The 24108-nt window shown below is 67.0% G+C and carries 22 protein-coding genes; 11 read left to right on the top strand and 11 right to left on the bottom strand.

The window, feature by feature from the left end:
- Positions 1 to 12 precede the first annotated feature (12 nt).
- The 4 genes from E9229_RS00985 to E9229_RS00970 all read right to left on the bottom strand — a co-directional run bounded on the left by E9229_RS00985 (position 13) and on the right by E9229_RS00970 (position 5016).
- Positions 13 to 981, bottom strand: coding sequence for an NUDIX hydrolase (locus E9229_RS00985; protein ID WP_183509372.1), 969 nt, complete (start codon positions 979 to 981; stop codon positions 13 to 15).
- Complete coding sequence (locus E9229_RS00980; protein ID WP_183509371.1) at positions 981 to 3194, bottom strand: RNA degradosome polyphosphate kinase; 2214 nt, start codon at positions 3192 to 3194, stop codon at positions 981 to 983. Before E9229_RS00980 ends, E9229_RS00985 begins: the two co-directional genes overlap by 1 nt.
- Before the next feature lie 75 nt (positions 3195 to 3269).
- A complete protein-coding gene (mshD, locus tag E9229_RS00975) occupies positions 3270 to 4244 on the bottom strand; it encodes a mycothiol synthase (RefSeq protein WP_183509370.1) in 975 nt (324 codons plus the stop codon).
- Between the two features lie 73 nt (positions 4245 to 4317).
- Positions 4318 to 5016, bottom strand: a complete 699-nt coding sequence (locus E9229_RS00970) for a winged helix-turn-helix transcriptional regulator (protein ID WP_312855565.1) — start codon at positions 5014 to 5016, stop codon at positions 4318 to 4320.
- 160 nt (positions 5017 to 5176) lie between these two features.
- Between E9229_RS00970 and E9229_RS00965 the strand changes: the two genes are divergently transcribed.
- From E9229_RS00965 to E9229_RS00940, 6 genes are all read left to right on the top strand, one after another.
- Positions 5177 to 5917, top strand: coding sequence for a permease (locus E9229_RS00965; protein WP_183509369.1), 741 nt, complete (start codon positions 5177 to 5179; stop codon positions 5915 to 5917).
- A 246-nt stretch (positions 5918 to 6163) separates the two neighbouring features.
- The gene (locus tag E9229_RS00960) at positions 6164 to 6763 is read left to right on the top strand and encodes a nitrobindin family protein (RefSeq protein WP_183509367.1); all 600 of its coding nucleotides are present in this window, start codon (positions 6164 to 6166) and stop codon (positions 6761 to 6763) included.
- Between the two features lie 5 nt (positions 6764 to 6768).
- Positions 6769 to 7842, top strand: a complete 1074-nt coding sequence (ygfZ, locus tag E9229_RS00955; RefSeq protein WP_183509366.1) for a CAF17-like 4Fe-4S cluster assembly/insertion protein YgfZ — start codon at positions 6769 to 6771, stop codon at positions 7840 to 7842.
- A gap of 144 nt (positions 7843 to 7986) precedes the next feature.
- Positions 7987 to 8547, top strand: a complete 561-nt coding sequence (locus E9229_RS00950; protein ID WP_183509365.1) for a TetR/AcrR family transcriptional regulator — start codon at positions 7987 to 7989, stop codon at positions 8545 to 8547.
- A gap of 183 nt (positions 8548 to 8730) precedes the next feature.
- The gene (locus E9229_RS00945; RefSeq protein ID WP_183509363.1) at positions 8731 to 10200 is read left to right on the top strand and encodes an APC family permease; all 1470 of its coding nucleotides are present in this window, start codon (positions 8731 to 8733) and stop codon (positions 10198 to 10200) included.
- Positions 10201 to 10297: 97 nt separating this feature from the next.
- A complete protein-coding gene (locus E9229_RS00940) occupies positions 10298 to 11530 on the top strand; it encodes a saccharopine dehydrogenase family protein (RefSeq protein ID WP_183509362.1) in 1233 nt (410 codons plus the stop codon).
- 72 nt (positions 11531 to 11602) lie between these two features.
- Here the strand turns inward: E9229_RS00940 and E9229_RS00935 are convergent, their stop codons facing one another.
- The 4 genes from E9229_RS00935 to E9229_RS00920 all read right to left on the bottom strand — a co-directional run bounded on the left by E9229_RS00935 (position 11603) and on the right by E9229_RS00920 (position 17051).
- Positions 11603 to 13339, bottom strand: a complete 1737-nt coding sequence (locus tag E9229_RS00935) for an ABC-F family ATP-binding cassette domain-containing protein (RefSeq protein WP_183509361.1) — start codon at positions 13337 to 13339, stop codon at positions 11603 to 11605.
- Between the two features lie 104 nt (positions 13340 to 13443).
- Positions 13444 to 14175, bottom strand: coding sequence for a GNAT family N-acetyltransferase (locus E9229_RS00930; RefSeq protein ID WP_183509360.1), 732 nt, complete (start codon positions 14173 to 14175; stop codon positions 13444 to 13446).
- 10 nt (positions 14176 to 14185) lie between these two features.
- The gene (locus tag E9229_RS00925; RefSeq protein WP_183511791.1) at positions 14186 to 15214 is read right to left on the bottom strand and encodes an ATP-dependent 6-phosphofructokinase; all 1029 of its coding nucleotides are present in this window, start codon (positions 15212 to 15214) and stop codon (positions 14186 to 14188) included.
- A 238-nt stretch (positions 15215 to 15452) separates the two neighbouring features.
- The gene (locus tag E9229_RS00920) at positions 15453 to 17051 is read right to left on the bottom strand and encodes a PucR family transcriptional regulator (RefSeq protein WP_183509358.1); all 1599 of its coding nucleotides are present in this window, start codon (positions 17049 to 17051) and stop codon (positions 15453 to 15455) included.
- A gap of 110 nt (positions 17052 to 17161) precedes the next feature.
- Between E9229_RS00920 and E9229_RS00915 the strand changes: the two genes are divergently transcribed.
- From E9229_RS00915 to E9229_RS00895, 5 genes are all read left to right on the top strand, one after another.
- Complete coding sequence (locus E9229_RS00915; RefSeq protein WP_183509357.1) at positions 17162 to 18022, top strand: hypothetical protein; 861 nt, start codon at positions 17162 to 17164, stop codon at positions 18020 to 18022.
- A 21-nt stretch (positions 18023 to 18043) separates the two neighbouring features.
- On the top strand, positions 18044 to 18985 hold the full coding sequence (locus E9229_RS00910; RefSeq protein ID WP_246380297.1) for an ABC transporter substrate-binding protein: 942 nt from the start codon (positions 18044 to 18046) through the stop codon (positions 18983 to 18985).
- Positions 18982 to 19974, top strand: coding sequence for an amino acid ABC transporter permease (locus E9229_RS00905; protein ID WP_183509356.1), 993 nt, complete (start codon positions 18982 to 18984; stop codon positions 19972 to 19974). The genes E9229_RS00910 and E9229_RS00905 overlap by 4 nt, the downstream gene beginning before the upstream one ends.
- Positions 19971 to 20780 (top strand): amino acid ABC transporter ATP-binding protein, encoded by an 810-nt coding sequence (locus tag E9229_RS00900; protein WP_183509355.1) that lies wholly within the window; start codon positions 19971 to 19973, stop codon positions 20778 to 20780. Before E9229_RS00905 ends, E9229_RS00900 begins: the two co-directional genes overlap by 4 nt.
- Positions 20781 to 20850: 70 nt before the next feature.
- On the top strand, positions 20851 to 21963 hold the full coding sequence (locus tag E9229_RS00895; RefSeq protein ID WP_183509354.1) for a mandelate racemase/muconate lactonizing enzyme family protein: 1113 nt from the start codon (positions 20851 to 20853) through the stop codon (positions 21961 to 21963).
- Positions 21964 to 22083: 120 nt separating this feature from the next.
- Here E9229_RS00895 and E9229_RS00890 read toward each other — a convergent pair whose 3' ends face one another.
- The 3 genes from E9229_RS00890 to E9229_RS00880 are packed head-to-tail and all read right to left on the bottom strand — an operon-like array spanning position 22084 to position 23997.
- A complete protein-coding gene (locus tag E9229_RS00890) occupies positions 22084 to 22326 on the bottom strand; it encodes a PspC domain-containing protein (RefSeq protein ID WP_183509352.1) in 243 nt (80 codons plus the stop codon).
- A gap of 49 nt (positions 22327 to 22375) precedes the next feature.
- Positions 22376 to 22606 carry a hypothetical protein gene (locus E9229_RS00885; RefSeq protein WP_183509351.1) on the bottom strand — a complete coding sequence of 77 codons (231 nt, stop codon included), beginning with the start codon at positions 22604 to 22606 and terminating at the stop codon, positions 22376 to 22378.
- Positions 22603 to 23997, bottom strand: a complete 1395-nt coding sequence (locus E9229_RS00880) for a PspC domain-containing protein (RefSeq protein ID WP_183509350.1) — start codon at positions 23995 to 23997, stop codon at positions 22603 to 22605. Before E9229_RS00880 ends, E9229_RS00885 begins: the two co-directional genes overlap by 4 nt.
- Positions 23998 to 24108: the final 111 nt, after the last annotated feature.

Raw genomic sequence — 24108 nt, 5'->3', positions numbered from 1 at the left:
GGCGGGGTGGTTTCAGTCGGCGAATGCGTCGTAAATTTCGAGCGAGACGATTTTCCCCTTTCCCGCCACCGGCTGGTGGGCCACGATCAGCGCGCCGGGGCGCAGGTACGGGTCCTCGGCCGGCAGCCGGGCTGCCAGCTTGCGCCCCATCCGCGAGGCGAGTTCCTCCAGCACCAGCGGCAGCACCGGGCGGTGCGTGCAAACAGCTTGCGGGCGGACCTTGTCGATCAGCTTGGCAATGGCCTTGCTGGCTTTGGCCGGGTTGCGTGTGGCCTCGTGCTCGGTGAGCTGGGCCATCAGCTTCACCGTGTAGCGGTGCTGGTGAAGATAGGGCGCGACCGTCTGCACGCAGCGGGTCCACGGGCTGGAAGCCACCTTGGCCGGACGCCAGGCGGCCAACAGCCGGGCCACAGCCAGGGCCTGGCGCTGCCCGGTGGCGGCCAGCGGGCGCCTGCCCTCCTCGCGGGTCCAGCTCGAGCGAGGCTTGGCCTTGGCATGGCGCACCACGATGAACGGGACGGTATCGAGCTTGCCGGCCTCGTGCGCGGCGACCAGCGCGTGAAGCGGTTCGACATCGGAGGGATTGGTCATCCACTTGGCCGCTGTCTTGGGCTCGCACCAGCGCACCGCATCCGTTTCCTTGCCATCGGGCACGGCAACGGTGCCCGGGGATTTCGCCGCCCAGTAGTACACGACCTTGCGCCGGGAACCGACCAGGTATTCGATGGCCGGCAGCGGAATGCCCAGGGTGATGTCCATGCCGATCTCCTCGAACACCTCGCGGGTCGCGGCCTCGGGCGCCGTTTCCCCGGGGTCCAGCTTGCCCTTGGGCCAGGACCAGTCGTCGTAGCGGTCGCGGTGGATCATCAGCACCTCGAGGGTGCCGTCGGTGATGCGCCAGGGGATGGCGCCGGCGGCCACCACGGAAAAGCCGCCCTCGGCGATGGCGGCCGAGTCGGAGGATCGGGCAAGGTGCAGCATCAGCGTCGGGCCGCTCCGCGCTGGCGGGTCCGCGACTCGAGCAACCAGCTCTGCACATCCAGCAGCGGGTTGCCCTCGGCGTCCTTGTGGTGCCGGGTCCAGACTCCCTGTGCATCGAGGTGCCAGCTGGCGGTTCCCGGATCCAGGTAGCGGTCCAGCAGCGAGCCCAGCTCGGCGATGTCCTCCCGGTTGGACAGGCGCACCAGCGCCTCCACGCGGCGGTCCAGGTTCCGGTGCATCATGTCGGCCGAGCCGATGTACACGCACGGGTTGCCGGCGTTGGCGAAGTAGAACACACGCGAGTGCTCCAGGAAGCGGCCCAGCACCGAGCGCACCGAGATGTTCTCGCTCAGACCCGGCACGCCCGGGCGCAGCGCGCAGATCCCGCGCACGATCACGTCGACCCGCACCCCGGCCTGGCTGGCCCGGTACAACGCGTCGATGATGGCCTCGTCGACCATCGAGTTCACCTTGATCACCACGCGTGCAGCGAGGCCCGCCTTGCGGTTGGCGATCTCGGTCTCGATCCTGTCGATCAGGCCCGAGCGCAGCGAGCGCGGGGCGACCAGCAGGCGCTTGAAGGTGGAGCGCGGAGCATACCCGGAGAGCTGGTTGAACAGCCGCGAAAGGTCCTCGCCGACCTGGTCGTCGGTGGTCAGCAGGCCCAGGTCCTCGTAGTAGCGGGCGGTGCGCGGGTGGTAGTTGCCGGTGCCGATGTGGCAGTACCGGCGCAGCTTGTCTCCTTCGCGGCGCACCACCAGGGAGAGCTTGGAATGCGTCTTGAGCCCGACGATGCCGTAGACCACGTGCACGCCTGCCTGTTCGAGCTTCCGTGCCCAGGAGATGTTTGCCTGCTCGTCGAAGCGGGCCTTGATCTCCACCAGGGCGAGGACCTGCTTGCCGGCCTCCGCGGCGTCGATCAGCGCATCCACGATCGGCGAATCGCCACTGGTGCGGTACAGGGTCTGCTTGATGGCCATGACCTTCGGGTCGCTGGCCGCCTGCTCCAGGAACGCCTGCACCGAGGTGGAGAACGAGTCGTAGGGGTGGTGCAGCAGGATGTCGCGGCGGCGCATCGCGGCGAACACGTTGGCCGCCTTGGAGGTCTCCGACTCGTTCAGGGCGCGGCTGGTGTGGGCCAGGTGCTTGGGGTAGTGCAGGTCCACCCGGTCGATGCCGGCGATCACCGAGAGCCCGCGCAGATCCAGCGGGGCCGGCAGCGCGAACACCTCATCCTCCTCGATGCCCAGCTCGCGCACCAGCAACGCCAGGATGTTCGGGGCGATGTCGTTGGCCACCTCGAGGCGCACCGGCGGACCGAATCGGCGGCGCAGCAGTTCCTTCTCCAGTGCCTGGAGCAGGTTCTCGGCATCGTCCTCCTCCACCTCGAGGTCCTCGTTGCGGGTGACGCGGAACGTGTGGTGCTCGACGATGTCCATGCCCGGGAACAGGTGTTCCAGGTGGACGGCGATGACCTCCTCGAGCGTCACGAAGCGGGCCACGCGCCAGGCGGTGTTCCCTGCGCGCGGGCCGTCCACCGAAATCAGCCGCGGCATCCGGTCCGGCACCTTCACGCGGGCGAAGAGCTCCTTGCCGGAGACCGGGTTGCGCACCACCACGGCAAGGTTCAGCGAGAGCCCGGAGATGTACGGGAAGGGGTGTGCGGGGTCCACGGCGAGCGGGGTCAGCACGGGGAAGATCTGGTCGATGAACCAGCGGTGCAGTTCCTCGCGGGCGCGCTCATCGAGTTCGGCCCAGCGGGTGAGCAGGATCTGTTCTGCCGCCAAGGCGGGGCGGACCTGCTCGGCAAAGACGTGCGCGTGCCGGCGCTGCAGGTCCTTGGCCTCGTTGAGGATCAGTTCGAGCTGGTCGATCGGGCTCAGCCCGGCTGCCGAGGGCACAGCCAATCCGGTGGCAATGCGGCGTTTGAGCCCGGCGACGCGGACCATGAAGAACTCGTCGAGGTTCGAGGCGAAGATGGAGAGGAAACCGACCCGCTCCAGCAGGTACAAGTCCGGGTCCTCGGCCAGTTCGAGCACGCGGGAGTTGAAGTGCAGCCAGCTGAGCTCCCGGTCCAGGAAGCGGTCCTCGGCGAAGTCGCCCTCCGGGCCGAGCGGCGGTTCGAACTCGGGCAGCTCGATGCGGTCCTGGGTGGCCCGTGCCGCAGGCACGTCCGTAATGCCCAGCGATGAGGTGGCGGGTTGCGGATCCATGTAACGGTGTCCCCTATGCGTGCTGGATGGAACCCGTGCCCGCGGTAGGCCGGGGCACGGCAGTGCGTCTGTCCCCTACTCTACCGAAGCCGGTGCGTACATCACGTCGACATCCCAGCGGGTGAAGCCCAATTTCCGGTACAGCTTCACCGCCGCCTCGTTATCCGCGTCGACGTAGAGCATGACGGCCTCGAGCCCGGCATTGCGCAGGTGCCTGATGCCTGCCAGCGTCAGTGCCTTGCCCAGCCCGGTGCCCTGGGCCTCGGGGACGACACCGACGACGTAGACCTCGCCGATTCCCGGGTGCGGGCCGCCGGTACCCGGTGCCGGGACATGGACCTTGGTCCAGTGGAAGCCGAGCATCGTGCCGGCCTCGTCCACGGCGATCAGGAACCCCGCCGGATCGAACCAGTCCTCGGCCATGCGGGCGTCGAGGTCCGAGCGGGTCATCGAGCCCTGTTCCGGGTGGTGGGCGAAGGCGGCAGCGTTCGCCGCCAGCCACGCGTCGGGATCGGTCGCCGTGTTGAAGGCGCGCAGCGTGACTCCGGCGGGCAGTGCGGGCTCTGCCAGGTCCGCCTGGTGTACCAGGCGCATCCGCCATAGTTCGCGGACCGGAATGAAGCAATGGGCGGCGGCGAGCTTCGCGGCGGCTTCGTGGTTGCCGTGGGCCCAGGCGCGCAGCCGTTCCAAGCCGATGCCCGCGCCCAGCGATTCAACCAGCGCCGAACCAATACCGCAGTTCCTGAATTCCGGATGCACCGCGATCTCCAGCGTGCCCGGTGAACCGTCGGTGGGAAGCACTGCCACCGCGGCGCCGATCAGTTCCCCGGAATCGTGGGTTGCGCCCTCGGAGAGGTAGGCGTAGGCGCCGAGAAGCATATCCGGGTCATCGGCTGTGCGCAGCTCCACGAGCGTCTGTTCGCTCAGTGGCGGGTTGCCATCGGATTCCTCGGCGGCGGTGGCCAAGGCGCGTACCCGGGCGAAGATATCGGGTTCTGGCGCGCCCTTGACGGTATCGATGGTCCAGTTGGAGCTGGTCGGTGCGTTCATGTTCCTAACATAGCCGCCGCGGCTCCACGACGTCGACGGGCAGTGGTTCCGGCCGGTGGCGCGTCGGGCCTGCTCAGGCCCCGATGAGCTCGGTGGAATCCTCGCGCTGCTGGGCGAAGCGGTAGCCCACGTTGCGTACGGTTCCGATCAGCTGCTCGTTCTCGGTGCCCAGCTTCGCGCGCAACCGGCGCACGTGCACGTCCACTGTCCGGGTGCCTCCGTAGTAGTCGTAGCCCCAGACCTCGTGCAGCAACTGGTCGCGGGTGAAGACCCGCCCCGGGTGTTGGGCCAGGTACTTGAGCAGCTCGAATTCCTTGTAGGTCAGGTTCAGCGGCAATCCGTGGACCTTCGCCGTGTAGCTCGCTTCGTCGATCACGACGCCGGCGGCACGGATCGGAGCCACCTCGAGTGCCTGGGCGGGTTGCGCGCGGGCCAGGGCCAGGCGCAGCCTGGCTTCGACCTCCGCCGGACCGGCGGAATCCAGCACGACGTCGTCGACCTGCCAGAGTCCGGAGACCGCCGCCATGCCGCCCTCGGTGAGCACCAGCAGCGTCGGGGTCGCGGATCCGGTGCTGCGCAGCAGCTGGCAGAGCGCCCGGGCACCGACCAAGTCCTTGCGGGCATCGACCATGATCACGTCCCCGGGTTCGGCACCGAGCAGTGCCGTGGCGCTGGCGGGAAGCAGTAGAAGCTCGTGGCCCAGCAGCCCGAGGGCGGGCAGCACGCCGTGGGCGGGACCGGGGGCATCGCTCAGGAGCCGGATGCTGGCCACGGGGTGCCTCCTTATGAGGTGTTGAACGGAAACGGAACCGGACACTTCCTCGGGGTCGGGGTGGTTTTCAGTATAGTTTGCCCACGGAACCACGCCGCAGAGCATGACGAACGGCCGCCCGGTGGGCCTGAAAACGGTGCGGTAAGGCAGGATAGATAAGGTGAGACTCAAAGTCATGGCCTCGGCCATTCTGGCAACCCTGCTGATCGTGGGGGCCTCCTACGCGCCCACCGAATCCTCGTTCGCGGCCCTCGGGGTGGTGGTGGTGCTGTTGGCGGGGCTCGCCCTCGGGTGGGGGAGCCTGCTGGGCTTCCCGGGCAAGGCGGCACTCGGCGTCGTGTTGCTGATTGCCGGAGCGGGAGCTTCCGCGCTGGCGATCGGAACCGGATCCGGGCCGACCATGGACTGGCTGGCTCCCTGCGTTGCCGCCGGCGTGCTCCTGGCCTTCCTGGCCCAGCTGCTGCGTGGAACCGGGGGCGCGATGCGCCTCGAGGGAACGGCCATCGGTGCCACCGGCGTGCTCATCGCGGTACTCGGCTCCGGCTGGGTGGCGTTGGACGGGCTGGGCCACAGCACCCCGGTAGTCGTGGTGGCCGGCATCAGCATGGTCGGCGCCGGGCTGATCGGAGCGATCCGCTGGCCGGACCGGATCGTGGCCCCGCTGGGCTGGATTGTCGCCGTGTTGCTGGGAGGCGTCAGCAGCGTGCTGTTCGCGGACGTGGACCTGGTGCCGGCGCTCGTGCTTGGCGCGGTCACCGGTGCAGTCATCGTGGCGTTCCGTGCGATCCTGGTCAGCGAGGGCGGCCCCGCGGATAACCGCGGTGCAATAGCCGCCGGCATCGTGCCGGTGCTCGTCTGCGGTGCCATGGCCTGGTTCGTCGAAACGCTGCTGGTCAGCTGACCACCCCGCGGCGGCGCCGAGGATGTGGCGTGCATCGCATAATTCCGTCCCGCGACGCGGAGCGGAAACGGGACGGGCAAAAGCGTTAGGATGGTGCCATGGAAACTTACCTCGCCCTGGAAATCTTCTTCATCTCGCTGCTCGTCGTTGCCGGTGTCGGCATGGCTGGCTTCGCCGGCCTCGTGGTCACCCGCCTGTTCAAGGGTCAGAAGTAAGCACCGCCTACTCCCCAGGAAGGCTTCCGGCATGCCCATCGAAATCCCCACGGACCTCACTCCCGAACTCGTTCCGCTTTCCTGGCTGATCGGCACCTGGGAGGGCGCCGGCCGGCTCGGGGAGGGCGAAGCCGACGACGAGCACTTCTTCCAGTCCGTCGTCTTCAGCCATATCGGCCTGCCGTACCTCGAGTACCGGGCCGAGTCCTGGTTGACCGACGAGGCCGGCACCAAGCTGCGCCCACTGTCCATCGAGACCGGATTCTGGTCCCTGGAACGGCCGCTGCTCGATGCCGACGGAGGACCGGGCATGCGCCCGGGCGACGTGGTGCCGGCGCTGCGATCGGCCGATGCCGTGGAGGAGCTGCGCACCGAGGAGTGCGGCTTCAAGATCCAGGTCGGCATAGTGCACCCCGGGGGAATCTCCGAGCTGTACTACGGCCAGATCAGGGGCCCGCAGATCCACCTGGCAACTGATCTGGTGATGCGCGGGTCCCACGCCAAGGAATATGCCTCGGCGACCCGCATGTATGGATTGGTCAACGGCGACCTGTATTGGCGATGGGATGTCTCCACCGGAGACAATGACCTCAAGGCCCACGCTTCGGCTGCACTGAAGAAAACGGCGTAACAAACATGACCTCACCCCTGCTCAAACGTCCCGGCGCCGTCGAAGGCGCGGGCATCGACGCCGGGGTGGCGGCCCACTACGGCGACCCGAGCGGCGAACAGCGCCGGCTGCTCGGCGGCCAGGCCCTCGCCGACCTCTCGCACTTCGGCGTAGTCACCGTCTCCGGGGAAGACCGGCTCTCCTGGCTCAACAGCCTGAGCAGCCAGCTGCTGCTGGGACTCGAACCGGGCGTCGCCGTCCAGACCCTGCTGCTGAGCGTGCAGGGGCGCATCGAGCACGACCTGCGCCTGGTCGATGACGGGCAGACCTCCTGGCTGATCGTCGAACCGGGCCAAGCCCCGAGCATCGCCGGGTGGCTGGACCGCATGCGCTTCATGCTGCGCGTTTCGGTCACCGACGTCAGTGCCGACTATGCCGTCGTCGCCTCGTGCGCTCCGGTTCCCGAGTTCTCCGGCCTAACCTGCTGGCGCGATCCCTGGCCAGGCGTCGTCACCGGCGGCTACGCCTACTCGGCCGCCGAGCACCCGGGCGTCGAACGCCCCTGGTATGAATACCTCGTCCCGCGCCCGGAGCTCGAATCGGCGACGGCGTCGATGAAGCTCGCGGGCATGATGGCCGTCGAGGCGCTGCGCATCGCCGCCTGGCGACCGCGCGCCGGGGTGGACACCGATGAGAAGACGATCCCGCACGAACTGGATTTGATGCGCACTGCGGTGCACCTGGACAAGGGCTGCTACAAGGGCCAGGAGACCATCGCGCGCGTCCATAACCTCGGCCACCCGCCGCGCCGCCTGGTCTTCCTGCACCTGGACGGTTCGATGCACACGCTTCCCGCACCGGGCTCCGAGGTCCGGTTGGGGGAGAAGGCCGTCGGCCGGATCACCTCCGACGCGCTGCACTTCGAGGCCGGGCCCATTGCCCTGGCCGTCATCAAGCGAAACGTCGACCCGGCGGCTGGGCTCAGCGTCGTGGACGGCGATGAGGCCTATGCCGCGGCCCAGGAAATGATCGTGGCAACCGATGCCGGACAGGTGCTCGGACGCCAAACCGGTTTCCTGCGCGGCGGACCGCGCCGCTAGCGGCCAACAACCCAAGCGCGTAGTGAACCACACCCAGGCGAACCACCGGCAGCCCGCTGCCGGTGGTTCGCCTGGGTGGCGGGCCTGGTCGCGGGCTAAACACCTGAGGGGGTCCCGTCCGGCCCCTCGGCATAGGATGATCGGATGCTGACCCAACAAGGAAAGCGGGAGGCCATCCTCACCGCGTACCTGAACCTGATCGTGTACCAAGGCATGCGTGCAGCCACCCTCGAAGCGCTCGGGGTCGCCTGCGGCCTCTCCAAGGCCGGGGTCCTCTACCACTTTTCCTCCATGGACGCGCTGCGCCAGGGCATCTTTGCCGAGCTCCGAGCGCAGGCCGCCGCCGACGCGCACCGGATGCTGGCCGACCCCCCGAACGCAGCACGGTACTACGTGGTCTCCTCCCAACGGCGCGACAGCTTGCTGGAACGGCTCATCGAGGCGGTGTACCGGCTGGGGCAAACCGGCGACGAGGCCGCACTCGAGCTGCTGAGGACCTGCCGCGAGGGCTGGTACGAGGCGCTGCTGCAGGGGTTGGGGGATGAACTGCTGGCCAAGCTGGTGCTCTTTGCCGGCGACGGCATCAACCATAACGCGCTGCTGAGCCTGGGCGAGGGTGACGAATCGTTCCTGGGCGCCTCGGTGGCAACGGACCTGCTGGGAATGATCGAGCGGCTGCAGCAAGCGGCCGGTCCGCGGGCCTAACCGGGATTCGAGGCCTCTGCGGAACACCACCCAATGACAGTGCCATGCGTCACTTTGTGAACTTACCAACCAGATGGTAGGTTTTAGGTCACAACCGCCTATGCGGTGGATCACAAAGCTAGCAGGGGTGCCCGAATGCAAACCACGAAGTCGAAACCAGTCGTCCAACAGGCTGGGCCGGCTATGTCCGGCAAGGGCCTGGCCGCGGGGACGCTGGGCATCGCCGGCTCGACGATCATCGGGCTGGCCTCCACGGCGCCGCTCTTCTCGATCGCCGCGACACTGGGCTACGTGGTGCTGGCCGTCGGCGCGCAGGCTCCCATCGCCTTCATCATCGCCTTCGTCCCGATGATGTTCACCGCCTTCGCCTACCGCGAGCTCAACAACGCGCTTCCGGACTGCGGCACCGTCTTTACCTGGGCGGCCAAGGCCTTCGGACCGCGCACCGGTTGGTTCTCCGGCTGGGCCCTCGCCGTCGCCGGCATCTTCGTCATGGCGAACCTCGCCGAAATCACCGCCATCTACATCCTGCACCTGGTCGGAGACGGCTCGCTCGTCGAAAACCGGGTCCTGGTCGTGGGCCTGGGCGCCGTGACCATCGCCATCATGACCTACGTGTCGATGCGCGGCGTGGAACTCGGCGAGAAAGTGCAGACGGTCCTGCTGCTCATCCAGTACGCAGCCATGGCCGCCTTCGTCATCGGCTGCCTCGTCGGCTATTTCACCGGCAACGCACCGGATGCCACCCCGATCTCCCTTGACTGGTTCAACCCGATGTTGGCGGATCACTCGGGCATGGTCCAGGCAGTCATGCTGGCCCTGTTCATCTACTGGGGCTGGGACACCTGCCTGGCGCTGACAGAGGAAACCAAGGACCCGAAAAAGACCCCGGGCCGCGCGGCCATCCTCTCCACCGTCCTGCTGCTGGTCACATACGTCGGCATCACCCTCGCCGTGATGATGTACGCCGGCGTCGGCGATACGGGCACCGGGCTGGCGAACGAGTCGCACGCGGACGACGTCTTCTACGGACTGGCCTCGCTGGCCATGGGGCCGCTGGGCTGGTTCCTGGTCATCGCCGTCGCCATCTCCGCGCTGTCCTCCTCGCAGACCACCATCCTGCCCACGGCCCGCGGCACCTTCGCCATGGGCATCTACAAGGCGCTGCCGGCGCGTTTCGCCAAGGTCAGCGAGAAGTCGCAGACCCCGACGTTCTCCACGCTGCTGATGGGCATCATCTCCATCGCCTACTTCGTGGGCATGAGCATGGTCAGCAACAACGTGCTGCAGGACTCGGTGCTCTCCATCGGCCTGGCCATCGCGCTGTTCTACGGCATCGCATCCTTCGCCTGCATCTGGTACTTCCGCTCCAGCCTGTTCGCCTCCGCGCGCAACTTCTTCCACCGCTTCTTCTTCCCGCTGCTCGGCGGGGTGTTCATGGCCTGGGCCTTTGTGCAGTCGGCCATCGACATGGCCGATCCCGACTACGGAAACGCGACGATCGCCGGAGTCGGAAGCACCTTCGTCATCGGAATCGGCTCGCTGGCCCTGGGTGTCGTGGCGATGTTCGCCTGGGCGGCGTTCCCGGAGTCGAAGCCGTACTTCAAGAAGGAAACCATCAACAAGGATTCAAAGATCCTGGCCCCAGAATAAACCCGGGACGCCACACCCCCGGTCGCAGACTTCTTCCCCCGATCCGGTGCAATCGCCGGATCACCACGCAGCACACTGCCATTAGAAAGGCCTCATCATGCAGATCCTCATCATCGGCGCCGGCGGCGTCGGCGCGGCGGCAGCCCGCATCGCCAAGCGCCGCAGCTTCTTCACCACCTGCGTCATCGCCGACTACGACCCCTCCCGTCCCGAGGCCCTGGTCACCGAGCTGGCCGACCCCCGCTTCAAGGCGGCCCAGGTTGACGCGTCCGACGCCGCCGCGGTCGAGGCGCTGGTCCGGAAGCACGGCATCACCCACACTCTGAACGCCGTTGACCCGCGCTTCGTCATGCCGATCTTCACCGGTGTCACCACCGCGGGGGCGACCTACCTGGACATGGCCATGAGCCTGTCCAGCCCGCACCCCGAAAACCCGCACGAGCTCACCGGCGTGAAGCTCGGCGACGAACAGTTCAAGCAGAGCGAAGAGCTCGCCGCCCGCGGCGTCCTGGCCCTGTGCGGCATCGGCGTCGAGCCGGGTCTCTCCGATGTCTTCGCCCGCTACGCTGCGGACGAGCTGTTCGGCGAAATCGACGAGCTCGGTGTGCGCGACGGAGCGAATCTGACGGTCGATGGCTACGAATTCGCCCCGTCGTTCTCCATCTGGACCACCATCGAGGAATGCCTGAACCCGCCGGTGATGTATGAGGCGGACCGCGGCTGGTTCACCACGGCACCGTTCTCCGAGCCGGAGGTCTTCGACTTCCCCGAGGGCATCGGCGAGGTCGAGTGCGTGAACGTGGAGCACGAAGAGGTGCTGCTGATGCCGCGCTGGATCGATGCCAAGAGGGTCAACTTCAAGTACGGCCTGGGCGAGGAATTCATTTCAGTGCTCAAGACCCTGCACATGCTTGGCCTGGACTCCACCCAGCCGGTCAACGTCAAGGGCCAGATGGTTTCCCCGCGCGACATGGTCGCCGCCGTGTTGCCGGATCCGGCACAGCTGGGCCACCTGATGAAGGGCAAGACCTGCGCCGGGCTGCTGGTCACCGGCAAGGACAAGGACGGTGCCGCGAAACGCGTCTACCTCTACCACGTGGCCGACAACGAGGAGACAATGGCCCGGGACAACTCCCAGGCCGTTGTCTGGCAGACCGCGCTTAACCCGGTCATCGCGCTGGAACTGCTGGCCACCGGCGTCTGGACCGGAGCCGGAGTGCTGGGCCCGGAGGCCTTTGACGCCAAGCCGTTCCTCGAGCTGCTCGGCTCCCCGGAGGGCTACGACTCGCCCTGGCACATCCAGGACCGCACGCACGAGCTGGGCGCCTGAAACACCCGTTGTCGTAGCGAAACGCAGACGTCACGATACGGGGTCCCGGCCATTGGCCGGGACTCCGTCCGCCTACCGGCCTCCGGCCGCATCGGAGAGCTCCAAGCGCCTCCCCGTCCATCCGCGGCGCAGCCACCTGTCGTGCGATGCCACGACCACGGCGCCGGGGTAATCCGGGATCGCGGCCTCCAACATGGTGGCAAGCACCAGCGACAGGTGGTTGGTCGGCTCATCGAGCAGCAACACATCAGGCGGGTCGGCCAGGAGGATCGCCAGTGCCAGCCGGCGCTGCTGACCGACGCTGAGCGTTGCCACCGGGCGGTTCTCGTCCCGGCCGGCGACCAGGCCGAACAACCGCAGCGGCACCTCGGATGCCAGCCGCTCTCCGACGAGATCGGTGTAGGCCCGCAGGACGGTGCGCCCGGGGCCGCGTTCCCGCGGATCCGGTAGCTCGACGTCTTGGGCCAGCAGGCCGATGCGCAGCGAAGCCGGGGCGTTCACCGACCCGGCATCCGGGGCCAACCGCCCGGCCAAGAGGTCCAACAGCGTGGACTTGCCCGATCCGTGGGGACCCGTGATGAGCCATTTCTCACCGGCTGCCACACTCAGCGAGCTCGCCGGCAGGCGGCCGTCCACTGCAACAGCGGCGGCTGCCAGCACCGGACCGGAGAAGGACCGCCCGGAACCGGCAGTGGATCCGGCTGCATTCAGGCCGCTGAAGCACAGTTCCCTTGGGGGCTTGCGGATCTGCTGCGCTTGGAGTTCATCAAGCCGGGAGCGTGAGTCGTTGACCCGACGGGAAACGACCTTCGCGTTCCTGTCGGAAGAGAACTTCGCCATCGCCCGGACCTCGCTGCGGGGCTTCCAATTGGCATGTCCGACACCCTGGTTCTCCCGTACCGAGGCCCGCAAACGCTTGAGTTCGGCTTGTTCATCGGTGTACCGGCGCTCCCAGTGTTCGCGGGAATCGAGCCTGGCCTGCAGGTAGCCGGTGTAACTGCCGCTGAAGCGGGTGGTGCCGATCCCCGAACCGTCCCCATCCCCGACCAGGGATCGGGCAAACGCCTGCGGCATCGGTGACGGATCAAGGTCGATCAGCGAGGTGAGCGAGTCATCGAGGAAGGACCGGTCATGGCTGGCAATCAGTACCGGCCCCGGCCACGCGGCCAACACGGTGCGCAGGTGGGCCGTCGCCGCGTCGTCGAGGTGGTTGGTCGGCTCATCCAGCAGCAGCACATCCGGGGCGCTGAGCAGCACCCAGAGCAGTGACAGCCGTGAGAGCTGGCCGCCCGAGAGCGCACCCGTTGTCCCCTCGAGGTCCAGGTCCGACAGCCCGAAGCCGGAGCACATCGAGGAGATGTGGGAATCGATGTCCCAGGTCCCCAGCCGTTCGGTCAGCTCCAAGGCCGCCGAGAACGCGTCGCTGGCGGCGACGTCCCCGGGGGAGGCGGCCATTGCCGCGGCGCTCTGTTCAAGCGCCGCGGCGGCGGCGCGCACCGGTGCGACTGCCGATTCCAACGCCTGGAGGACGGTGTCATCGGGGGAAAACGGCGGTTCCTGATGCAGCAGCCCGATCCGGGCTGCCCTACCGCCAGGCAGCACTGCGCTCACCGAACCGGCATCCGCGCTCGCCAGTCCGGCGATGATGCGCAGCAGCGTCGACTTGCCGGAACCGTTTTCCCCGATCAGTCCTGCGCGTTCACCGCCGGGGAGGGTAAAGCTGATGCCGGTCAGGACGCGGCGGTCGGCAAAGGAGTGTGAAATGCCATCAACGCGCAGGTGGGCGGCGACGGAAAGGGCAGGTGCCACGGGCGCGGGAACGAAGGAGGATTACCTGAGCAGGGGGAAAGCATATACACGCTTTCGTGGCACTGTCCAACACGCGGAGAGGCGGACTGGCGCGATAGCGCGGCTCAGGAGCCCAACGACATGGCTGTCAGCGAGCCGGCCGAGACGAAGCCCAGGGTGCGGGCCGTCATGTGCGCGGCGCGGTGTTCGACCGGGGCGCACCACTGCGGGATCAGACCCTGCGTGAGCGCGTCGTCGATGGCCACCGCCGTGACGAAAGAACCGAGCCCGTGCCGGCGCAGACCGGGCTGGGTCAGCGTGCCGACATCGGCCAGGATCCCCTCCCCGACCACATAGCCGGAACCGGCAAGCGGGGTCCGGTCCTCGGTGGAAAGCAGGGTGAAGTGGTGGTCGAATCCGGTGAGTCCGACCTCCGCGACGTCGTCGCGGGGGCACAGTTGCTCGAGTTCGGCGGCATGCTGAGCATCGTGGGAGACCACCACGGAATCGGAGCCGACGATGTCCATCGGCTCGTCCAGGTAGTAGAGCGTGGCTTCGCCCATCCCGCGTGCACCCGGTGCCCTGCCCGAATCGCGGGCCACCCGCAGCAGCGCCTGCTCCTCGGAAAGTGCCGCATCTCCGTATCCTGCGGCCGCGTCCAGGAACCACTGCGGCCCGGCGAGCACGCAGTGCCCCATCAGGCGCAGGAACCGCACGGTGTCGGCCTCCTCCTCGGGCAGCAGCATCCGCTCCGAGCAGATGCCGGTGTCCAGGGGTTGCAGCGCGGAATCGGCCAGACCGAATCGCCGGGCCCATGCCAAACCGATGATGGCACGGGTGCCGAACTCAAGTTCCATACCTGACACGTTATCCGAAGAGGATGCGCGCCTCGTCGTATCGGGCCTGCGGCACGCGCTTGAGGTTGTTCAGCGCGGCTTGGAAGGGAACCCGGTTGATGTTCGTGCCGCGCAGCGAGACCATGGTGCCCCAGGCCGCCTCCTGCACCGAATCCACCGCCGCCATGCCCAGGCGGGTGGCCAGCACCCGGTCGAAGGCGCTCGGAACGCCGCCACGTTGGATGTGCCCGAGTACAGTGGCGCGGGTCTCGATGCCGGTGGCGTCCTCGATCAGCGGGGCCAGGCGTTCGCCGATGCCGCCTAGGCGAGGGCGCCCGAAGGTGTCCAGTCCGCGTTCGGAGTGCGGCGCCTCTGCGCCCTCCGGAACGAACCCCTCGGCCACCACCACCAGCGGCGCACGGCCGCGGTCGTGGGCCTCGCGTACCCAGGTGTTGATCTGCGCCATGGTGACCGACTGCTCGGGAATCAGGATCGCGTGCGCGCCAGCCGCCATGCCCGCATGCAGCGCAAGCCAGCCGACGTGGCGGCCCATGACCTCGGCGACCATGCAGCGGTGATGTGATTCGCCGGTGGTGCGTAGTCGGTCGATGGCCTCCACGGCGATCTGGTTCGCCGTGTCGAAGCCGAAGGTGTAGTCGGTGGCGTCCAGGTCGTTGTCGATGGTCTTGGGCACGCCCACGATGTCCAATCCGGCCTCGGTCAGCCGCTTGGCCCCGGCCAGCGTCCCCTCGCCGCCGATCGCTATCACCGCGTCGATGCCCAGACGCTGCAGCGTTTCCTTGATGTTCTCCGGACCGCCCCGGTCGCCCTCGTAGGGGTTGGTGCGCGATGTGCCCAGGATGGTGCCGCCCTGCTTGGAGATGCCGCGCACCGCATGGCGGGGAAGCTCGATGACGTCGCCTTCGACCACGCCGCGCCAGCCATCGAGGAAGCCGACGAACTCGTGCCCGTAGCTCTTGATGCCGTTCAGCACTGCCCCGCGGATCACCGCGTTCAGACCCGGGCAGTCCCCGCCGCTGGTCAGGATTCCGATTCGCATGTTCACTCAGCTTTCATTTGCGCTCTCACCACCAACTACGGCGGTCTTCGGTGGAGCGCGACGCTGGGCTCAATGCCCCTCAGTCTACCGAGCGCACTGTGTGACGGCCAACACCAGGTGCTTCCATGTCGCGCCGCGGCCATCCCTGACATGCGCTCAGTGGGGATGCCGGGCTCGCACACTGCCCGCGGCCCGGGCCTTGCGCCACCGGGGGGGTCTGGACGTTGTTGCCGCGTCATTAATTGAGTTCAAGCAGGTGAAGGCTTAACCAGAGCAGTAGGGTGTCCTCTGGCTGGTCTAGGTCGACGTCAAACAAGTCACCGACCCGTTTGAGGCGGTACCGCAAGGTGTTTTGGTGGAGGGACAACTCGGCTGCGGTCCGGGCGGAATCGCGGGAACAGTCAAGGTAGGTCCGCAGCGTTTTCGCATATTCGGAACCGGTCCGGGCATCGCATGCGGTGATGCTTTCCGCGGCGGCCGACATCAGGTTCGGCGTCGTGCGCACATGCGCGGCCAGGTCCAGGAGGGCAAGCTTGCTGCGGACCTCGCTCGCGCTCGCATAGGTGCCGGTGGCAGGGTTGGAACCGAGCATGAGCAGGACCAGATCGGCCTGGTGCCTGGCCCGGGCGATCTCCGATGCGCTGGCGGCCGCGGGCCCGGCGGCAATGCGCAGCTCAACGGCCAGGGATACTCGAGATCGCTCGGTGATTCGCCGGGCCAGGGATTCAATGGGCCTGAACGATGAGGGATCCACCTCGGAGAATAGCGCATAGATGGTGGTGCCCATCAGTACGCACTGCGCCCCCCGACGGTGGACCTCGCATTCGGTCGCGACGAGGTCCACGAGCCGGCCCAGCGTCATCTCCGTCGCCTGTCCCATGTCCGGTTGGACGGCGATGACCATGAACGGGCCGGAGTTCCGAAGCCCCAGCTGCTCTGCGATCAGCGTGGCGTCCTCCCCGCCTTCCATGAGGTTGCGCAGGAACTCGGCGCGCTGTTGGCGGGCCAGGTCGTAGGCGCTTCGGGCCCGCAGCATGTGCAGGGCGGCCAGCTCGGCGGCCCGTTCCAAGGCCTGCTCGGCGCCGGCATCCAGGTCACCGTCTTGGTCCACCACCCAAATCGACCCGAGGGGCTCTCTGCCGGCCCGGACGGCAATGGCCAGCCGGTCCAACGCCGAACCGACCCCTTCGATCCGGACCACCCCGCGGGAGCGGAATACGGCAGCGTACTGTCCGGCGTTCTCCGGAAGATACGGAACCTGGCGACCCAGGATTCCCTGGCGCCTGTCCTCATCGATGGGCTGGTGGGCGAGGGTTGAATAGGCCAGCACTTGTTCCTGCAGATTCTCGATGGCCGTGGCACCACCCACCATGGCCGCTATGGCATTGGCCAAGGCGAAGAGGTCGCCCACGCCCAGCGTGGACAGCGTGCTTCCGGCTTCCGCCGAGGCCTTGAGCGCCGAGTCCAGGAGCGTATCGAGCTGGCGCCACCCGATGTCGTCGTCGACCACCAGCAGTGCGATGCCCGACCGGTCGGCTGCGGCGATGACGTGCCCCAGCTCCTGGGCATATTGCTTGATGACCAGCGCGGCAAAACCCGCCGCCGCGGCCTCGCGCACGATGGAGGTGGTGAGGGGTTCGGCCGGGTGGAGTCCAAGCCCGAGGAGAATGGCCCCGGGGATTGCCTCCATTGGTGCATGCGGGTCGTGCAGCGCGGGACTGGTCAGCGACAGCGCTGGGGGAATCGCATGGGAGCGCAGCGTGACGGCGGGACTCGCCAAAACGCGAAGTAGCGCCGGCAAGGTGATGTTGCCGGGTGATCCGGACTCGGTGGCCATGAGGAACAATGCTAATGCGGCTTGTGCCCAGACACAATGCATTGGCTTTAGGCTGGTGCTCTGCGCCGAAGCCAAGAGGAGGGCATCCCCCCGAGAGTAGACACATGTCAATGACTCTCGATGCGGGCCCCCTCGCCAGCCAGGCCGCCGAGGCGGCGACCGCCGCCGCAGCCAAAGCAGGCGTCCTCGTGGTGGATGAACACGACCGTGAACGGCTCCGGGACGTCGAAGGACTCCTCATCTCGATCTGGGGCATGTCACCCCACGGGGCGCCGGTTCCCTATGACCTGCTACGCAGCATTTCGCATGCCGGGTGCAATGTGTCGGCCGCCTATGATCGGGCCGGACGTCTCTGCGGGGCCGCCGTGGGGATCGTTACGCCCGGTGGGACGGCCACCTATTCGCTGATCGCCGGCGTCCTGCCCGGGACCGGTGACAGGGGCGTCGGATTCGCCCTGAAACAGCACCAACGGGCCTGGTCCCTGGCCCGGGGCATCGAGTCCATGACGTGGACATTTGATCCGCTGGTGAGCCGGAACGCCCGATTCAACCTGACCAAGCTCGGTGCCGTGGCTTCGGAATACGCCCGAGACTTTTACGGCGCAATGTTGGACGACATCAACGCCAACGACGAGAGCGACCGGCTCGTTGCGCACTGGCCGCTGGTCTCCGAACGCAGCGTCCAAGCCAGCCGCGGACTCCCCGGGGAGGTGGAATTCGACCCCCGAACCCGCGTCAAGGTGTTGGAATACGGTCCGGATCAGCAGCCCGGCCTTTTCCAAGCCGACGGCGGCCTCTGGTGCCGTGCCCCCGAAGACATCGTCCTGATGCGGGCCACTGACCCCGGGCAAGCCGGCCAATGGCGTAGCCACCTGCGCGGGATCCTGGAATCCTCGCTTGCCTCCGGCTACCTGGCCACCGGCGTCACCCGCAGTGGCTGGTACCGCCTGAGCCTGACCGATCCGTCTTAACCCACCCCGAAGGAGCACCATATGAGTACCGACCATCGTGGGGCAAGAGCCCGAATGATGTTTGCCCTGGCAGGACTGAGCCTCGGAGTGGGCCTGACGGCCTGCTCGGCGGGAGCGACGACAGCAACCAACGTCGAGGCGCCTTCGGCCGCCGATGTCGACCCGGCCGCGGCCGCGCTACTGCCCGAAAGCTACCGGAGCTCCGGCGTCATCAAGGTCGCCTCCGACATCCCCTATCCACCCATGGAGATGTTTGATGAGAACCAGCAGCTCACCGGCCTGGATTACGATCTGGCCCAAGCCATGGGCGCGAAGCTCGGGGTGAGGCTCGAGCTGCAGACCCAGGCCTTCGACAGCATCATCCCGTCGCTGCAATCGGGCAAGAACGACATCATCATGTCGGGGATGAACGACACGGCCGAACGCCAGAAGACCCTGGATTTCGTGGACTACTTCCATGCAGGATTCTCCATCCTCGTCCCCGCGGGAAATCCAAAGAACATCACCACGGTACTGGACCTCTGCGACAAGGACGTCGCGGTGCAGAAGGCCACCGTCCAGGCAGAGATCCTGCACGGCTACGACCAGCAATGCATCGGGAGGGGTTCCAGTCCGATCCGCGTGTCGGAGCTCCCCCTGGAGACCGACGTGCAGACCGCGGTCCGCTCCGGGAAGGCCGATGCGGACGTGGTGGACTCGGCAGCGGCGGCTTACGCCGCGCAGACTGCCGGGGACGGCAAAATCTTCGACCTGGTCAACGACCCGGCCTACCCGGCCGGGTACAACCCGGTCCATACCGGAATCGGCGTGCTGAAAAAGGATGCTGAACTTTCCAAGGCCCTGCAGGCGGCCCTCCAGTCGATCATTGACGACGGCAACTACGAAACCATCCTGGCCAAGTACGACCTCTCGGCCTACGCCGTGAAGGAAGCCGGCCTGAACGTGGGAGCAGCCAAACCATGAAACAGGGAACCGCGACCATCCCCCCGGGGGAAGGCTCCGCGACGGCCGATGAGCGGTCCATCGACGGGGCAGCCCCGGACGACGTCGTCGCCGTCCCGCTCAGGCATCCTTGGCGCTGGGTCGGGGCGGGCCTGCTGGCACTTGGTTTCGCGGCGCTGGCATCCTCGTTGTGGGAGAACCCCAACATCGACCACGCAACGATCAGCAGCTTCGTCTTCAACCCGCGGATCCTCAACGGAGTGGGCCTCACCCTGATCCTGACCGTGGTAGCGATGGTGGTATCCACCATCCTCGGTGTCCTGCTGGCGATCATGCGGCTATCGAAGAACCCCGTGATGAACGCGTTCGCCTGGTTCTATGTCTGGGTTTTCCGGGGCACCCCGTTGCTGATCCAAATCGTCTTCTGGGGCTACCTCGGGCTACTGTATGCGCAGATTTCCCTCGGCATTCCCTTGACCGAGCTCACGGCGTTTTCCATCGACACCAATACCCTGGTGCCGGCCTTCACCGCCGGGCTCCTGGCCATGACACTGAACCAGGCCGCATACTCTGCCGAGATCATCCGCGGCGGCATGCTCTCGGTCGACACCGGCCAGCACGAAGCAGCGTCGTCGCTGGGCATGTCCCCGACCTTCACCCTCTTCAGGGTGGTGCTTCCGCAAGCCATGCGGGTCATCATCCCGCCGATGGGCAACGAGACCATCTCGATGCTGAAGAACACCTCGCTGCTCTCCGTGATCGCGGTGCTCGAGTTGTACACCGTGGCCACCCAGATCTCTTCCCAGAACCTGCGCCAGGTGGAGCTGCTGGTCGTGGTCAGCTGCTGGTACCTCTTCCTCACATCCATCCTCGCCATTCCCCAGTACTACCTGGAACGCCACTACGGCAAGGGCAACTCCCGTCAGCTGGCCCCCACCCCGCTGGGCAGGATCAGTGCGGCATGGCGTAGGACCCCGGGCCACCCAGTACCGAAAGGAACCCAGCCATGATCGAGGCACCAGCCCCGACCGGCCGCCGTGATGTCCCTGCGGCAACCGCCCCGCTCGTCGTCGCCACCAACGTCCGGAAACACTATGGCGGACTGGAGGTGTTGAAGGGGATTTCCCTGACCGTGAATGTCGGCGAAGTCATGTGCCTGTTGGGCCCCTCCGGTTCCGGCAAATCCACCTTCCTGCGCTGCATCAACCACCTCGAACGGATTGACGGAGGCAGGATCTCGGTAGGTGGCGAGCTGATCGGCTACGCGCAACGCCACGGCAGGATCTTCGAAATGAATCCCCGCGAAGTGGCGAAGCAGCGCAGCGGCATCGGCATGGTCTTCCAGCGCTTCAACCTTTTCCCGCACATGACGGCCCTGGAGAACATCTGGGCCGCTCCCTCGGGCGTCAAGAAGATCCCCAAGCAACAAGCCCTCCGGCGGGGGATGGAACTGCTGGACCGGGTGGGCCTGGCGCCCCTGGCCAAAGCCTATCCGGCGCAACTTTCCGGCGGCCAACAGCAACGGGTCGCCATCGCCCGGGCCCTGGCCATGGATCCCCAGCTCCTGCTGTTCGACGAGCCCACGAGCGCGCTGGACCCGGAACTGGTGGGCGACGTTCTCGACGTCATGCGCACGCTGGCCGCCGAGGGCATGACCATGATCGTAGTGACCCACGAGATCGGCTTCGCCCGCAGCGCCGCGGACAGCGTGGTCTTCATGGACGGCGGCGTAGTGGTCGAATCCGGTACCCCCGCCGAGGTGCTGGACCACCCGAAGAACCCACGGACCATCGCCTTCCTCGAAAGCGTCATGTGAGCCTCCGTGCCCACGGCACGGATCCGTTGCCCAGACCGCCTTGCCCCACCCATGAATAGCGAGCCACTCCATGAAGATCTCCCGCGTCATCATCACGCTCATCGACGTTCCCCTGCTGGAACCATTCGTGGTTTCATACGCCACCTACGATTCGATGCCCAGCGTCATCCTCACCCTGGAGACCGACGATGGGGCGATCGGTTACGGCGAAAGCGTCCCGGATGCCCACATCACCGGCGAGACGCCCGCCGGGGTGGCCCTGGCGCTGGAAACCGAACTCATCCCCGCGATCCTGGGAATGGACCCGCGAGACATCACGGCAATACACCAGCAGCTAGACCGCACGCTTAGGGGCTGCGGAGCAGCGAAGGCCGCCGTCGACATAGCCTGCTGGGACCTTGCCGGCAAGGCGGCCGGGCGACCGGTCTATGCCCTGCTGGGTGGACGCCGGCCTCAAGCCCCCACCATCGCCAAGGTGATGAGCATCCTTGCGCCCGGAGTCCTGGCGGAACAAGCCGTCCAGGCGCGGAGCCAAGGGTATCGTCAGCTTAAGATGAAGCTCGGCGGCAACGACGGCCTGGACATCGAACGGGTGCGCGCGGTCAGGGCGGCGATCAACAACGACCTGGACATCCGGGTGGACGCCAACCAAGGATGGTCCGACCCGGCGACGGCACGGGACATGATCCGCGCCTTGGAACCCTACCGGATCGACTGGGTGGAACAGCCGCTCAGGGCCGGGGACATCGATGGTTTTCGGCTTTTGCGCCAAGACACCACTACCCGCCTCATGGCCGATGAATCGGTAATCGACGCCGACGACCTGGCCCGCTTCGTCAGCGACCGCTCAGTGGACATGGTCAACCTCAAACTCATGAAAAGCGGCGGGATCACCCCGTGCCACCGCCTGGCCACCCAGGCCGAACTCGGTGGCTTAAAGGTGCAGATCGGATCGATGCTGGAAACCAGCATCGCTTCCGCCGCGGGATTCCATCTCGCCGTCAGCCATCCCAACATCGTTTCCACGGAGCTCTCGGGACCCGTGAAGTTCACGAAGGAACCCGGAAACCTCCAATACCTGCTGCCCGAAGTCCAGCTCACGGAGGGACCGGGCCTGGGCATCGACGTCGACCTGGACATCCTGGCCGAACTGACGGTCAGCACCAGGCAAATCAGTCGATGACGCCGCCGGACAGGCACCGCCGACACAGGACGGAACGAAGGCCACACCCGGATGACGGCGATGTCGGGGACGCGCGAGGGGGTCTGGGACCGTTGGAGCGGTTCGGGATCCCCCAGGCGGCTACTTCCGGGTGAGCATCCGCTCGAGCACTATCGAGTCGTCCTGGTAGGGCAGCACCAGCCACAACACCAGGTACAGGCCGATGCCGATCACCGGCAGCAGGAACGAGAGCAGCATCCCGATGCGGACGAGATTGACATCCCAACCGAACTTCTCGGCGATGCCGCCGGCCACGCCGGCGAGCATGCGCTTGGGGCCGCGGCGCAGCGGGATCGAACGGAGGGCCGAGTAGATGTTATCCATGGGATTGAGTCTTTCAGGTGGGAGGTGCCGTGGGAAAGGGGTGGGAGGCTCAGCGGTGCCGGCGGCTGGCGGCGATGCCGCCGATGACCAGCACCAGGCCGGCGGCTACCAGCACGCAGATGGCGAGCATGCCGGGGTTGAAGGTGAACCCGGTCAGCAGCGACACCAGCAGCAGCGCCCCGACCAGGACCAGGACGAGTCCGAACACCAGCGTCCCGACGGGGAACCGGACGGGTTCCTCGGGGAGGGCGGGGGATTCGGCGGTGGATGGCTCGCTCATGGTGTCACCGTTGCTTTCTGGGAGGTGACGGTGGCGCTGGTGAACGCTCCGTCGAGTTTGATGGTCAGAGTCGGTCCGGTGGCTCCGGGGTTCAGCTGCCCGGAGCTGGTGCTCGTCCCGGTGACGCCGTCGGCAGTGCGCAGCTCGAGGCTGCTGAAGACGCCGGTGGATTCCACCACTACCGGTATGTTGCCCGGTACGGCGATGTCCACCGAGGAAAAGACGTTGTCGACGGTGAGCGTGGTGTTTTGGGTGATGGTGGAATACCCGGTCAGGTCAAGCTGCCCGGAGTGGAACACATAGGTGTAGGCGTTGCCGGTCTGGTCGGTGATTCCGCCGATCCAGGCGGTGCGGCTGGCGGAACCCAGCGCAGTCCCGCCGAAGACCAGCGAGAGCACCAGTACCGGGATGCCCAGGCCGATCAGCACGCCGCCGGTGTGCCGGCGCACCGCGGCGGCGATGACGCCGATGCCGATCACCAGCAACGCCGCGGCCAGGGCGACCGCCACCGGGCTGGCGCCCAGGCTGATGACGTTCATGTTCTCCAGGGCCAGGATCAGGCCTGCTGCCAGGGCCGCGATGCCGAGCACGATGGCGCCCTGGTATCCGGGAAGCGGGTGTGCCCGCGGGATCCGCGGAGCCCGGGGTTCGGCCGGAGCCGGAACATAGGCAGGCGGCTGGTAGCCGGAGTCGAATCCGGCATCGAAGCCGCTGTCGAATCCGGAGCCGAATCCAGCGGAATCGGCCGGTGGCTTGTGCAGGCTGACCGGTCCCGGCTCGGTGCCGGAGGCCGGATCGGTGGGAGAAGTGTTGTTCATGTCGGTGGCGTCCTCGGGTAGCGGCGGGATGGTTCCCGTGGTGGATGCGGCGTGGGTGGATTGCGCCGCAGTGGAGTAGCCGCCCCGCGGCCCCTGCTGACCGAAGGCCGCCTTGAACCGGGAGGTGCGGGTGGATCCGTCGGCGTCGGCTCCCGGTGATTCACGGGACAAAACCAGCCACAGCACCAAGGCCACGGCGCCGACCGGCCAGATCCAGCCCCAGCCGCCGTCCCAGCCCCACCAGCCCACACCCCAGGGCTCGCCGACGCTGCCCACGATGAAGAAGATCAGCGCACCGGTCATCCCGCTGGCCCAACGGCCGCGGGCCGCCTCCTGCAGGTGGATGCGGCCGTCGTGCCCCGGCAGCAGGGCCCACGCCAATCCATAGGCGGCTATGCCGAACCCGCCGAACAGGGCGAGGACCACCATGATGCCGCGGGCCAGGACCGGGTCGATGCCGAACCGGGCGCCGATGCCGGAGGCGACGCCGCCGATCCAGCCGTGTTCGCTGCGGTTGACCCCCAGGGTCCTGACCCAGCGGAAAAATCCGTTTTCAACAGGTGCTTCGTTCATGCTTCCATCCTTCCGCGGAACTTCGGCCCCCGCCATGGGGGTCGGCCCTGAGTGAACCCTGAAACCGCACCGGGATTACCCCCGAAACCCCGGTTCCCGACCCCGAACCGT

Source organism: Paeniglutamicibacter cryotolerans, assembly GCF_014190875.1.
GTDB classification, from domain to species: Bacteria; Actinomycetota; Actinomycetes; order Actinomycetales; family Micrococcaceae; genus Paeniglutamicibacter; species Paeniglutamicibacter cryotolerans.
The sequence above is the reverse complement of the archived record's forward strand: the minus strand, read 5'-3'. Positions and strand labels throughout refer to the sequence as shown.